The organism is Anoxybacillus sp., assembly GCF_036834105.1.
Taxonomy (GTDB): Bacteria; Bacillota; Bacilli; order Bacillales; family Anoxybacillaceae; genus Anoxybacillus.
Genome location: NZ_DAITON010000065.1, coordinates 1 through 12,435 on the forward strand (window position 1 = coordinate 1; position 12,435 = coordinate 12,435).

The following is a 12,435-nucleotide window of genomic DNA, read 5'->3' on the forward strand; positions in this document are numbered from 1 at the left end:
TACGTACGGTGGTGTGAGAGGACGGAGGTTAATCACCTCCTCCTACTCGATTTTACTTCGTGTGGTGGTTGTTCTGTTTGAACATCACGCGCTTCTTCAATGTTTGTTGCGTGATGGCACGAATATACGTAACCTCCCGCCATGCCTTCGTTAATCATGCGATCGATATCCCATTCATAATTGTCGCGTTCTTTCATTATGCATGCCCCCTTATTCGTTATTTTGTATGACCGAAAAAAAAAGTATACATGATTCATTTCCTTTGTTCATATATTCATGACGAGAGGTGAACAGTATGGTTGTCCATTATTTACATGCGTTAATGAACTATCATTTAGACGAGGAAGAAGAAGTGCTCGTTCGTTATTTATATTTGCTTCATTTAGGAAAGGAATGGAACACAACAACGAAAGAAACGGAAAATGGATGGCGCGAACAATTTGAGAAAATGAATATATATAAAGAGGCATGGCTTGCTTCAGAACATGCGACGGAGCGGGAAGTGTTTCGCGTCTTGTTATGCAAATGTTTGAAACGATTACACAAGCAGTTATCGCGCATTTGCACTCATAACGGACAAGCCCTATAATGAATGGTTAGAGCAGTTCATTAGTAGAAGGGAGATCGTTATGGGGCTTTTTCTTTATTTACTTTTTATGATGGCTGTCGGAGCGTTCATCGGGGGAATGACGAATTCGCTTGCGATTAAAATGCTTTTCCGTCCGTATCGTCCCATTTATATCGCAGGAAAAAGACTGCCGTTTACCCCTGGACTTATTCCGAAGCGGCGAGAAGAGTTAGCGGAACAGCTCGGACGCATGGTTGTTGAGCATTTATTAACAGCGGACGGCTTGCGCCGAAAGTTAAACGATGAAACGTTTATTCGCGATATGACGGACTACGTGCAAGAAGAAGTAGAAAAATGGCTTCAATCCGACGAAACGGTTGCGTTTTGGTTAGAGCGGATGGGTATAAAGCATCCGCAACAAATGGTTGAAACGTGGATCGAAACAAAATATAACATGACGATGCTGCAACGCGGCGAACTTCCGCTTTATGCAGCGATTCCGAGCGAGTTATTACAAAAAATGGAGGATGCCATTCCTACCATTGCTGATCGTTTATTGCTCCGCTTGCGCGCATATGTAGAGAGCGAGCAAGGAGAACGGCAAATGGAGCATATGATTCATGAATTTTTACAAAGCCGTGGTATGTTTGGCAATATGATTCAAATGTTTCTTGGCAACGTTAGTTTAGCGGATAAAATTCGTCCAGAAGTCGTGAAGTTTTTGCAAAGTGATGGGGCGAAACAATTGCTTGTGCAATTATTTACAAACGAATGGGGAAAAGTAAAAGCGATACACGTCCGTGACGTTGAACAGTTTGTCGGTCGTGAAACGGTTGTCGGATGGTTGAAGCGATTGACGTCGGCGATTGTGCAAGAGCCGTTGCAACAGCCGCTCGGTCCGCTTGTTGCCCCGTATGTGCGCTCTTCTTTGCCGCAGTTTGTACGCTTCTTTTTACAGTTTGCATCTGAGCGATTGGAACAATGGATGAAGCGGTTGCACTTGCAAGAAATTGTGCGAGAAGAAGTAGCTTCGTTCTCTGTTGAACGGCTAGAAGAGATGATTTTAACGATTTCGCGCCGTGAGTTTAAAATGATCACGTATTTAGGTGCTTTGTTAGGAGGAATGATCGGGCTCGTTCAAGGATGTGTTGCGTTTTTCGTTCAATTGTAGACATACGGCGGCCGCTTCGCTCATATCGTAAAAAGAAAGGGAAAAGGAGAGGAGCGTGTCGCATGAACGTCCTTCAAGCTATTCATGAACTTTCGACAGCCATCCGTATGAGCGAACCATTTATGGAACTTCGTCGCGCATATGAGCAAGTGCAACGTGACGAAACAGCACATCAATTATTTGCGCGATTTCGCACACTACAAAAACAGCTGCAACAAAAGCAAATGAATGGATTACCTGTAAGCGATGCGGATGTAGAGATGTTACAACAACATTTGCACGTCATTGAAATGAATGAAAACATCGCGCGTTTAATTCGTGCCGAAGAGCGGTTAAACGAGTTGTTTGCACAGGCGATGGCTGCGATGATTCAGCCGATTGAACAGCTATATGATGGGCACTCATGAAAAATGAGTGTTCTTTTTTTTATACCCTTGTCATACGTATGAATGAGGACACGACATCAAGGGGGGACGATCATGTATAAATTACTTGCGTTAAACATTGACGGCACGTTATTAAAAACAAATGGAAAGCTAGAGAAGAAAACGAAAGAAGCAATCGAATTTGTAAAGAAAAAAGATGTATATATTACATTGATGACATCAAGAAACTTTTTGTCCGCTAAAAAAGTAGCGAAAGCGCTCAAATTAGATTCGTATTTAGTAACGTTTCAAGGTGCGCTCATCGCAAAGTCGCTAGACGAAAAGCTGCATGAGTCAGTCATTCCAGCACAAAAAACGTTTGATATTGTGCATGTGCTTGAACATTTTAACTGCAATGTGCGCTTACTTCACGAGCGATATTCGATCGGAAATCGAAAAAAAATAAAAAACAATATGGTTGCGAAAACGATTTTAGGAGATCCGTTTTTTTATCCAGCTCAATTTGTTGATTCGTTAAGTGATGTATTGCGAGACGATCCAATTGATGTAATGAAAATTGACGTATTTTATTCAGATGAAGAGGAACGTGATGACATTGTCGAAACGATCGAACAGGCGTTTCCAGAGCTTGCGGTCACGATAAGTGAAGGGAAAATTGAACTGTTCCAAAAAGGTGTATCAAAACAAAACGGACTCATTCGCCTCGGAAACGAACTCGGTATTTCATTGAAAGAAATGGTCGTCATCGGGGATCAAATTGATGATATGCCAGCTATCGAAGCGGCTGGACTTGGCGTCGCGATGGGGAATGCGCCGAACGAGGTGAAAGCTGTGGCGGATTGGGTGACACGTTCAAATGAGCAACTTGGTGTCGCCTACATGATTAAAGAGCATTTTCGCAAACAGCATCGTCCTCAGTTTTTACGGCAAATTCGCACGATAGAGAAAAAATAATTTCCGTTTCTTGACGAGCTTTTCGCTTCTTCTGTACACTTAAATGAGCTTAATACTTTGAAGCGAAAGGTGATTTCATTGCGTATTGACATTTGTGGACTCGATCCGGTTGAACGTTTTCAACGTTCACTTGAGGTCATTACCGGTTTATTTTTTGAAGAGCGAACAGTTTCATTTATGCCGACGGGAGAAGCTAACGTGCGCGTGACGATTGTCGTACGACATGAGGAGCAACTTGTCGTTACAGGAACGTTGCATGATGAACATGATCGCACGTGCTCCGCCCGTTATGAGCGAGCGTGGAAGACGACAGAAGAAAAAGGACGCATGAAGCAAGTGAAGCATGCGGTTTCGTATATATATTTAACATTACTGCAGCAGTATACAGGTTTTGTGCAGCAATGGGGCATTTTAACGGGCGTTCGTCCGGTAAAGTTGCTGCACCAAACATTGCGGTCTGGTGTAACAAAAGAGGAAGCGCACCGTCAACTACGCGAAGATTATTTAGTGACGGATGAAAAAATTCAGCTTATGCAACAAATTGTTGACCGTCAGTTGACGGTCGTCCCTGATCTTTATGACTTGTCAAAAGAAGTGAGCATTTATATCGGCATTCCGTTTTGTCCGACGAAATGTGCATATTGTACGTTTCCGGCATATGCTATTCAAGGAAAGCAAGGATCAGTCGATGCATTTTTAATTGGATTGCATTATGAAATGGAGCAAATTGGGCGATTTTTACGAGAGCGCAACATTCCGATTACGACAATTTATTACGGTGGCGGAACACCGACAAGCATTACTGCAGAAGAAATGGATGCGTTATATGCCCATATGTATCGCGTTTTTCCAAACGTTGAGCGGGTGCGTGAAATTACAGTTGAAGCAGGAAGACCAGATACGATTACGCCAGAAAAGCTCGCGGTGTTGAAAAAATGGAACATCGACCGCATTAGCATTAATCCACAATCATATATTCAAGAAACGTTGCGAGCGATCGGTCGCCATCATACGGTTGATGAGACAATCGAAAAATTTCATCTTGCGCGTGCAGCAGGCATGAACAATATCAATATGGATTTAATTATCGGGTTGCCGGGGGAAGGTGTCGAACAGTTTTGTTATACGCTTGAGCAAACAGAAAAGCTCATGCCGGAGTCGTTGACGGTGCATACGTTGTCATTCAAGCGCGCTTCAGAAATGACGAAAAATAAAGAGAAGTATAAAGTAGCTGATCGCGATGAAATTAGTGAAATGATGAAGCGAGCAGAGCAGTGGACGAAAGAAAAAGGATATGTGCCGTATTATTTATATCGTCAAAAAAATATTCTCGGCAATTTAGAAAACGTCGGTTATGCTTTGCCAGGCCAAGAAAGCATTTATAACATTATGATCATGGAAGAACAGCAGTCCATTATCGGACTAGGATGCGGTGCATCAAGCAAGTTCGTGCATCCTGAAACAAAAGCCATTACCCATTTTGCCAATCCGAAAGAACCGAAGGCGTACAATGAAAATTATGAACACTACACAAAAGAAAAATTAAACATGATGGAACAATTATTTTAGCCCCGAGATGATCGGGGCTTTATCGATGGAATAAAATGAGTTTGCCGCTCGATGTTGTGCAGCGATGCGTTTTATGTTCAAGCTGTTTTTCTTTTAATTTTTGTTCCCCTATTCGCTTTGCCTCCTCATCGTTTGTGGCAGTAAATGTTTCATCGAGCAATTTTTCACCCGTTTTTTCAAACACAGTAAGCGTGTATACGTTCATCTTCCCAACCCCTTTCTTTCGCATATATTCGCTCCTTCACAACGATTTCCTTCTTTTATGCGTCTATTTTTTCGCTTATTTGCATATGTGTAAAGTAAGACAAGCTTAAAGGAGGATGTTCATGCTTATAACGTTGCTTATTGTCGGTATTGTGATGAGCGGATATATGGCGATTCGTGCGGCTAGGGAAGAACGGAAAATAGATGAGACGTTGCTTGAGAAAGAAGGGGAAGTGTATATGGAACGTATTCGTCAAGCGCGCGCGCAGCGACAAAAGGCCTTGGAATAACAAGGTCTTTTCTTTTTTAAAAAATTCTCAAAAATTTTTCTTCATTTTTTTTTGTTTCATGTTAGGATATATATTATTACATGATACGAGGGGGAGAAAAGCGTGAAGCGAACGTACAACTTTAATGCAGGGCCTTCCGCGTTGCCGCTTGCCGTGTTAGAGCGAGCGCAAAAGGAATTGCTCAACTTTCAACAAACGGGCATGTCTGTCATGGAGTTAAGCCATCGAAGTAAAGAATATGATGTGGTGCATGAACGTGCGGAGATGTTGTTGCGTAAGTTAATGAACATCCCAAACACGCACGATGTCCTCTTTTTACAAGGAGGGGCAAGTTTGCAATTTTCGATGGTGCCAATGAACTTGTTAAAAGAAGGGGAAATCGGCAACTATGTACTGACAGACTCATGGTCGGATAAAGCGATGAAAGAGGCGGAAAAAGTAGGGGCAACGCACGTCGCAGCTTCGTCGAAAAAGGGGAAATATACATATATTCCGACGAATATCGAACTATCCGAACGCCCTGCTTATTTGCATATTACGTCAAACAACACGATTGCAGGAACACAATGGCGTGAATTTCCAAACGTTTCTGTCGACTTGATCGCAGATATGTCGAGCGATATTTTAAGCCGTGACATTGACGTGAGCCGTTTTGCGCTCATTTATGCAGGGGCGCAAAAAAATTTAGGACCTTCAGGTGTGACGGTCGTCATCATTCGGAAAGATTTGTTGCAAAAAGGGGACGATCGTTTACCGACTATGTTGAATTATCGCACGTATAGCGAAAGCCGTTCATTGTACAATACGCCGCCAACGTTTGCGATTTATATGTTGTCGCTCGTACTTGAGTGGGTAGAGGAACAAGGTGGCGTCCAAGCGCTCGAAAAGAAAAATGCAGAAAAAGCGGCGATGTTGTATCGCTGTATTGATGAAAGCGACGGTTTTTACAAAGGCCATGCTGAAAAAGAAAGCCGCTCGCATATGAATGTCACATTTACGTTGCCGACGGAACATCTCACTAAAGCATTTTTAGCGCAGGCAAAAGAAAGCGGGTTTATTGGATTAGCTGGCCATCGTTCAGTCGGAGGGTGCCGCGCGTCAATTTATAACGCTGTTGATATAGAAGCGTGTGAGGCGCTAGTGCAGTTTATGGAAACGTTCCGAAAAAATATTTTTTGAAAATTTTTATTTTACCTCGGCACTTTAAAGTGCTATAATATTGTTAAACTTGCTTACAAGCTGAGAAGAGAAAAGAATGAGATGAGGAGAGATGAGAAATGAATACGAGAACGTTAGTGTTGTTATCGCTTTTTGTTGGGATCGGTGCTGTGCTTCACACGGTCATTCCGGGCTTTTTCTTCGGAATGAAGCCGGATATGATGTTGACGATGATGTTTTTAGGCATCATGCTTTTTCCGAACAAAACGGCTGTTAGTTTACTAGCTATCGCCACAGGGATTATTTCTGGAGTAACGACAAGTTTTCCGGGTGGATTTATTCCGAACGTCGTTGATAAAGTGGTGACGGCTGCGCTCTTTTTTGGATTGTTTATGCTGTTTAAGGCGAAAGCGACGCCGGTAAAAGCGGCATTGCTTACTGCTGTCGGCACATTCATTTCAGGGGCGACGTTTTTAGCTGTCGCATTAGCCATCGTTGGCTTACCAGGAGGAGCGACGTTTAGCGGTCTGTTCGTTGCTGTCGTCATTCCAACGGCGTTTGTCAATACGATTGCGATGGTCGTCATTTATCCGATCGTTCAGTCGCTTATGAGACGAACATATACCGTTCCACAACAATAATAAAAAGAACCCGATCGTTTCTGGTCGGGTTTTCCTTATATCATTCTTACTGCATACGAACGAGTAAAAGAGTGAGGGCGATAAAAAAAAGGGCGAGGGGTCCGAATACGCTTATGCGTTGCTTTAATACTTTTTTCGGGGGATACATGCGCGCTTTATTCAACATAGAAAACGTAGCAATCGTGAAATACAAAAAGATGAGACCAATTGTCGCCGTGGCGATGACCATGCTCGTTCCTCCTAGTTCAAAAAGTGTATATTAAAATTTATTAAAAAATTCTAATATTTAATACTTTATTATTTATTGTTTTACTGGCATAATAAAAGATAAAACAAAGGAAATACGAAAAAGTGGGTGGAGAGATGAAAAGCACGGAACGACATTATTCTGTTAAAGAGGCGATGTTATTTAGTCAAAGGGTTGCCCAATTAAGTAAAGCGCTATGGAAGTCAATTGAAAAAGATTGGCAACAATGGATCAAACCGTTTGATTTAAACATTAACGAGCATCATATTTTATGGATTGCATACCATTTAAAAGGAGCATCTATTTCTGAAATTGCGAAGTTTGGTGTCATGCACGTATCGACCGCCTTTAACTTTTCGAAAAAATTAGAGGAGCGCGGATTGTTGTCGTTTTCGAAAAAAGAAGACGATAAACGAAATACGTACATCGAGCTGACTAAAAAAGGAGAAGATATTTTATTGAAATTAATGGAGTCATACGATCCAAAACGGACGTCTGTACTTCAAGGCATTCAGCCGTTGTATGAATTATATGGTAAATTTCCAGAAATGTTAGAAATGATGTGTATGATCCGAAATGTGTACGGGGACGATTTTATGGAAATTTTTGAGCGTTCTTTTCAAAATATTGAACAAGAGTTCGTGGAAGAGAACGGGAAGTTGAAAAAGAAAGATGAGCCAAAAGAAGAAGTCGCTTCATTTGTTGAACGTATGTAATAACCGTTGAAACTCGTTCATGAGTGGAACGAATAGTTGTTGTTTTTGCAATGCATCAATCGTCTCAGCTAGCGGAAGGTTCGGATGAAGCGCACTCGCAAATTCAGTAAAGAGCGAGGTGAAAATCACGAATCCTTCCTTTTTTTGTTGTTTATATTGTTCAGTTAATTGTTCGCACAGTCGCAGCGTGTCTTCGACTTCTTTTTTCGTTAAACCATAGCGGATGACGAGCGCATAAAACGGCTTTTTTTCTGGTGAGATCATGTCTAGCATGAGCGAACAATAATATTCTAATTTTTCAATGCGCTGTTCAATGCTCATCTTTCGAAACTCCTTTTCTCTACTTGTGTGTATTATTTTACAGGATTTGTTGCATAAATGAAATGCTATTATTGATTTATCGAAAAAATCGTTGTAAATTAGGGGAGTAAATACATAAAACAGGAGGGGAATCGTTTGGCTCTTTATTTTATACCCCTTGCGACCATTGTACTGCTCATCGTTAATCAGCTAACAAATGCACTTTGTATTCAAAAAGAAATTCCTGAAGAAAAACAGCCGAAAGTATTTCGAACGATTAACGTCCTTATTACCATTTTACTCATTTCTTCCTACATCGAAGTGTTGTTTGCATGAAAAAGCTGACAGCGTCCCTGTCAGCTTTCCTTTCGATTAGTATAACCAAGCTGCACCAACGATAATTAATAAAATAAACAACACAACGATTAACGCAAATCCGTTTGCATATCCTACTCCTGCACCCATAGACGACACCTCCTTTCGTATATGAAGGCGTTGCGACGCTTTGACAATGTATTGTATGTAAAACGAAGCGAAAATGTATGGGCGCACTCGCGGTTTATTTTAGCTTTCGGAAAAAATATGGTATAGTATGTTTTGTGTACATTTATAGATAGGAGTTGTGGGAAATGAAAAAATGGACAGTTGCCATGTCGGCAGCAGCGATGCTTGCGCTTTCGGCTTGTAATAACGGATCAGAAGTTGTTGTCGAAACGAAGGCAGGCAACATTACAAAAGAAGAGCTATACAACGAGATGAAAGAACGTTTCGGGAAAGATGTGTTACGCGATCTCGTTCATGAAAAAGTGTTAAGTAAAAAATTTAAAGTGACGGACGAAGAATTGAATAAGGAAATTGAAAATTTGAAAGAGATGTACGGGATGCAATATGATTTAGCGGTGCAGCAAAACGGCGAAGAAGCCATTCGCAACATGGTAAAACTCGATTTATTACGCCAAAAAGCAGCGATGGAAGACGTGAAAGTAACGGATGAAGAATTGAAAAAATATTATGAAGAATATAAGCCGAAAGTGAAAGCAAGTCATATTTTAGTTGAAGATGAGAAAACAGCAAAAGAAATTAAAGCAAAATTAGAAAAAGGCGAAGATTTTGCGAAATTAGCAAAAGAATATTCGAAAGATACCGGCTCTGCTCAAAACGGTGGCGATTTAGGTTGGTTTGGACCTGGCAAGATGGTCGAGGAGTTTGAAAAAGCAGCATATGCTTTAAATAAAGGGGAAATTAGCGAACCGGTAAAAACACAATTCGGTTACCATATCATTAAAGTGACAGATAAAGAAGAGAAAAAGTCATTTGATGAAATGAAAGAACAAATCGAATATGAAGTGAAAAAAAGCAAGCTTGATGCATCGAAAGTACAATCGAAGCTCGATCAGCTTATGAAAGATGCCAATGTAGAAATTAAAGACAAGTCGTTAAAAGATGCATTAAAGAGCGAATAAGTCGGTTTGAAAGAGAAGGTGCCCTTTTTAGGACACCTTCTTTCTATAGAGCTTGCTTAATTTGTGCGGCGATGTCTTGAAGTTGATCGAACGTATAGTCGCTTTGATGTGACCGCCATACCGCCCCGAAGCCATCTCCCTTGCCGTAACGTGGGATGATGTGCATATGGTAGTGAAAGACGGTTTGACCCGCGATTTCCCCATTGTTGCTTAAAATATTAATGCCTTCTGGGGAAAATTGTTCGCGAATCGCATTGGCGATTGTAGGGACGACTTCAAAAACACGCTGGGCAAGTTCAGGTGTTAATTCATAAATGTTTTCTTTATGTACTTTCGGTACGACAAGCGTATGCCCTTTTGTCACTTGACTAATGTCTAAAAAAGCGATGACGTGATCGTTTTCAAATACTTTTGCACAAGGAATATCACCGTTTATAATTTTACAAAAAATACAGTCGCTCATGTTTATGCCACCTTTCTTTCCATTTTGTCTTCATTTTACCACAACGATAGCCGTTCGAAAAACGGAAAGGGCAGGATGCGTATCGCATCCTGCCCACTGAAGAGGGAACTTCATGATTACGTGTCTTTTGGGAACACCTCATTTACGAGTAGAATCAGTTACGCGTTTGTGAGTACGATGTTGTTCAAGATGACCATCCCCTTTTTAAGGGAGTGTTTTCGTTGTTACAGGCTAGCTTATTATGCGGCCCGTAGACACCTCATTTCATCATGTTCTTGAACTTGCCTTGTTGCTCACTGCGACTTGCTACTTGTTTGTCCCTCTTCGCTACTTATCATAACCCGTTTTTCTTTTCATTATTCATTTGTTAAAATAAAAAATAATTACATAAGAAAGGAAAACAACGATGGAGTTATTACAAGTTCAACATGTAGTCGGGGGTTATACGAAACAAAACGTTTTAGACGACGTATCATTTACTGTTCATCAAAAAGAGGTTGTTGCGTTAATCGGGCTAAACGGGGCAGGAAAAAGCACGACGATTAAACATATTATCGGATTGATGCAGCCACGAAAAGGGTCGATTGTAATAAAGGGAATGACTTTCCAAGATGACCCGAAACAGTATCGTGCCCAATTTACATACATTCCTGAAATGCCTGCTTTATACGAAGAATTAACGCTTGAAGAGCATTTACGCCTCACTGCCATGGCGTATGGCGTCTCAGATAGGGACTACGATGAGCGTGTGTCAAAGTTGTTACAGGCATTTCGTCTTGAGAAAAAATTAAAAGCCTTTCCTGCATTTTTCTCTAAAGGGATGAAACAGAAAGTGATGATTATGTGCGCCTTTTTAGTAGACGCCCCACTCTACATTATTGATGAGCCGTTTGTCGGGTTAGATCCACTTGCTATTCAAGCGCTACTTCAGCTAATTGATGAGCGCAAGAAACAAGGAGCGGGCATTTTGATGTCGACACACATTTTAGCGACGGCAGAGCGATATTGTGATTCATTTGTCATTTTGCATAATGGTCAAGTGAAGGCAAGTGGATCATTGCCGATGCTTCAAGAACAGCTTCATATGCCTCATGCGACGCTAGACGAAATATATATCGAATTAACAAAGGAAGAGACGAACGATGATTGATGGAAAACAGTTGTGGAAAGAGCGGTTTATTGCTTATGTAGCACAAGTGAGAAGATATGGTCGGTATATGTTTAATGATCATTTACTTATCGTGTTGTTCATTGCTGTTGGGGCAGGAGCGTACGTATATAAGCAATGGATTGACTCGTTGCAGCAGTTTCCATACGCCATAGTCGCATCGATCATTTTCGCTTCTGTATTAACGCCGAGCGGGGTGAGAACGCTGCTGAAAGAGGCGGATACTGTTTTTCTTCTTCCGGTTGAAAGAGACATGCGTCCGTATTTTTTCCAGGCCGGCATGTATAGTTTTATCGTGCATATGTTCATATGTATGATGATGGCGATTGCTCTTTTTCCGCTCCATCGTACATTTTCTAGTCAATCTTTCGTTTTGCTATGTGTCGTGCTTTTTTTGTTAAAAGGATGGAATATGCTCGTTCAATGGAGAGAAGATGCTTTCTCACAGCGGTCATTATTTCATCGTTGTATTCGCTTTTTTTTGAATGTCATGGCGATGTATTTTTTTCTTGTTGGTACTTACGCTTTTGTCGTCACAATGGCAGTTATCATGATGATCGTTGCACGATACATAGCAAGAAGTGTCAAAAATACCCCATTAAAGTGGGATGTGCTGCTCGAAGATGAAACTAGACGGATGCAGTCATTTTATCGTGTCGTTCATTTATTTGTTGACGTTCCACATTTGCGTAAAACGGTAAAAAAGCGATATTGGCTATCTCCGTTGTTACGTATCGTTGACCGAGCGACGAAGCAAGCGTACACATATTTACATGTGCGGACGTTCGTGCGGAGCGGGGAATATTTAGGGATTGTTATGCGATTAACAGCGATTGGCGCTATATTTATTTACACGATACCGGTAGGATACGTATTTTTTTCATTGTTGTTCACTTATGCGACGGCGTTACAGCTATTGCCGCTTTTCTCTCATCATCGCGGTCACCCGATGCTTGCTTTATATCCGTTAACCGTGATGAAGCAACGTCAATCTGTGTTGAGCATATGGCTTATTGTATTCGGCATGCAAACGGCTCTATTTACAATGTTGTCTACGCTCGTCGTATCACTTTCGGCAGGAATGGCTGTACTTATAACAGAAGGGTTGCTTTGCGTCCTGCTCGTTATGTATATAAA

Annotated in this window: 19 protein-coding genes; 13 read left to right on the forward strand and 6 right to left on the reverse strand. The window is 41.3% G+C overall.

What is annotated here, in order from left to right; all coding sequences use genetic code 11:
* Positions 1–32 precede the first annotated feature (32 nt).
* Positions 33–197 (reverse strand): hypothetical protein, encoded by a 165-nt coding sequence (locus V7Z64_RS07900; RefSeq protein ID WP_297992000.1) that lies wholly within the window; start codon positions 195–197, stop codon positions 33–35.
* 98 nt (positions 198–295) lie between these two features.
* Here V7Z64_RS07900 and V7Z64_RS07905 point away from each other — a divergent pair, with 98 nt between their 5' ends.
* From V7Z64_RS07905 to V7Z64_RS07925, 5 genes are all read left to right on the forward strand, one after another.
* Positions 296–589, forward strand: coding sequence for a hypothetical protein (locus tag V7Z64_RS07905; RefSeq protein WP_297992002.1), 294 nt, complete (start codon positions 296–298; stop codon positions 587–589).
* A 40-nt stretch (positions 590–629) separates the two neighbouring features.
* Positions 630–1,739 (forward strand): DUF445 domain-containing protein, encoded by a 1,110-nt coding sequence (locus V7Z64_RS07910; protein ID WP_297992005.1) that lies wholly within the window; start codon positions 630–632, stop codon positions 1,737–1,739.
* A 62-nt stretch (positions 1,740–1,801) separates the two neighbouring features.
* Entirely contained in the window at positions 1,802–2,146 is a 345-nt protein-coding gene (locus tag V7Z64_RS07915) for a YlbF family regulator (protein WP_003395645.1), read from the forward strand.
* Between the two features lie 72 nt (positions 2,147–2,218).
* On the forward strand, positions 2,219–3,079 hold the full coding sequence (locus tag V7Z64_RS07920; protein WP_297992009.1) for a Cof-type HAD-IIB family hydrolase: 861 nt from the start codon (positions 2,219–2,221) through the stop codon (positions 3,077–3,079).
* A 69-nt stretch (positions 3,080–3,148) separates the two neighbouring features.
* Complete coding sequence (locus V7Z64_RS07925) at positions 3,149–4,648, forward strand: coproporphyrinogen III oxidase (protein WP_297992039.1); 1,500 nt, start codon at positions 3,149–3,151, stop codon at positions 4,646–4,648.
* A gap of 19 nt (positions 4,649–4,667) precedes the next feature.
* Here the strand turns inward: V7Z64_RS07925 and V7Z64_RS07930 are convergent, their stop codons facing one another.
* The gene (locus V7Z64_RS07930) at positions 4,668–4,853 is read right to left on the reverse strand and encodes a YhzD family protein (protein ID WP_297992012.1); all 186 of its coding nucleotides are present in this window, start codon (positions 4,851–4,853) and stop codon (positions 4,668–4,670) included.
* A 121-nt stretch (positions 4,854–4,974) separates the two neighbouring features.
* Here V7Z64_RS07930 and V7Z64_RS07935 point away from each other — a divergent pair, with 121 nt between their 5' ends.
* The 3 genes from V7Z64_RS07935 (at position 4,975) to V7Z64_RS07945 (ending at position 6,941) form a co-directional block, all read left to right on the forward strand.
* Positions 4,975–5,142: a sporulation YhaL family protein gene (locus V7Z64_RS07935; RefSeq protein ID WP_003395637.1), complete on the forward strand. Its 168-nt coding sequence runs from the start codon at positions 4,975–4,977 to the stop codon at positions 5,140–5,142.
* Positions 5,143–5,244: 102 nt separating this feature from the next.
* Positions 5,245–6,321, forward strand: a complete 1,077-nt coding sequence (serC, locus tag V7Z64_RS07940; protein WP_297992016.1) for a 3-phosphoserine/phosphohydroxythreonine transaminase — start codon at positions 5,245–5,247, stop codon at positions 6,319–6,321.
* Between the two features lie 98 nt (positions 6,322–6,419).
* The gene (locus V7Z64_RS07945) at positions 6,420–6,941 is read left to right on the forward strand and encodes a tryptophan transporter (protein ID WP_297992018.1); all 522 of its coding nucleotides are present in this window, start codon (positions 6,420–6,422) and stop codon (positions 6,939–6,941) included.
* 46 nt (positions 6,942–6,987) lie between these two features.
* Here V7Z64_RS07945 and V7Z64_RS07950 read toward each other — a convergent pair whose 3' ends face one another.
* Positions 6,988–7,170 (reverse strand): hypothetical protein, encoded by a 183-nt coding sequence (locus tag V7Z64_RS07950; RefSeq protein ID WP_297992021.1) that lies wholly within the window; start codon positions 7,168–7,170, stop codon positions 6,988–6,990.
* 134 nt (positions 7,171–7,304) lie between these two features.
* Here V7Z64_RS07950 and V7Z64_RS07955 point away from each other — a divergent pair, with 134 nt between their 5' ends.
* Entirely contained in the window at positions 7,305–7,904 is a 600-nt protein-coding gene (locus tag V7Z64_RS07955; protein WP_297992024.1) for an HTH-type transcriptional regulator Hpr, read from the forward strand.
* Here the strand turns inward: V7Z64_RS07955 and V7Z64_RS07960 are convergent.
* Positions 7,884–8,225, reverse strand: coding sequence for a YhaI family protein (locus tag V7Z64_RS07960; RefSeq protein ID WP_297992026.1), 342 nt, complete (start codon positions 8,223–8,225; stop codon positions 7,884–7,886). The two genes, V7Z64_RS07955 and V7Z64_RS07960, sit on opposite strands and share 21 nt — an antisense overlap.
* A 135-nt stretch (positions 8,226–8,360) precedes the next feature.
* On the opposite strand from V7Z64_RS07960, the gene V7Z64_RS07965 reads away from it, so the two are divergent.
* Positions 8,361–8,540: a hypothetical protein gene (locus V7Z64_RS07965; protein ID WP_297992027.1), complete on the forward strand. Its 180-nt coding sequence runs from the start codon at positions 8,361–8,363 to the stop codon at positions 8,538–8,540.
* Positions 8,541–8,576: 36 nt separating this feature from the next.
* Here the strand turns inward: V7Z64_RS07965 and V7Z64_RS07970 are convergent, their stop codons facing one another.
* On the reverse strand, positions 8,577–8,669 hold the full coding sequence (locus V7Z64_RS07970) for a YjcZ family sporulation protein (protein ID WP_009362001.1): 93 nt from the start codon (positions 8,667–8,669) through the stop codon (positions 8,577–8,579).
* 164 nt (positions 8,670–8,833) lie between these two features.
* Between V7Z64_RS07970 and V7Z64_RS07975 the strand changes: the two genes are divergently transcribed.
* A complete protein-coding gene (locus tag V7Z64_RS07975; protein WP_297992031.1) occupies positions 8,834–9,667 on the forward strand; it encodes a peptidylprolyl isomerase in 834 nt (277 codons plus the stop codon).
* A 43-nt stretch (positions 9,668–9,710) separates the two neighbouring features.
* On the opposite strand, the gene V7Z64_RS07980 is transcribed toward V7Z64_RS07975, so the two are convergent.
* Positions 9,711–10,130, reverse strand: coding sequence for an HIT family protein (locus tag V7Z64_RS07980; protein ID WP_003395621.1), 420 nt, complete (start codon positions 10,128–10,130; stop codon positions 9,711–9,713).
* 406 nt (positions 10,131–10,536) lie between these two features.
* Between V7Z64_RS07980 and V7Z64_RS07985 the strand changes: the two genes are divergently transcribed.
* Positions 10,537–11,280 (forward strand): ABC transporter ATP-binding protein, encoded by a 744-nt coding sequence (locus tag V7Z64_RS07985; protein WP_297992034.1) that lies wholly within the window; start codon positions 10,537–10,539, stop codon positions 11,278–11,280.
* Positions 11,273–12,435: ABC transporter permease (locus V7Z64_RS07990; RefSeq protein ID WP_334110007.1), on the forward strand; the 1,163-nt coding region annotated here is incomplete at its 3' end. The genes V7Z64_RS07985 and V7Z64_RS07990, both read left to right, overlap by 8 nt.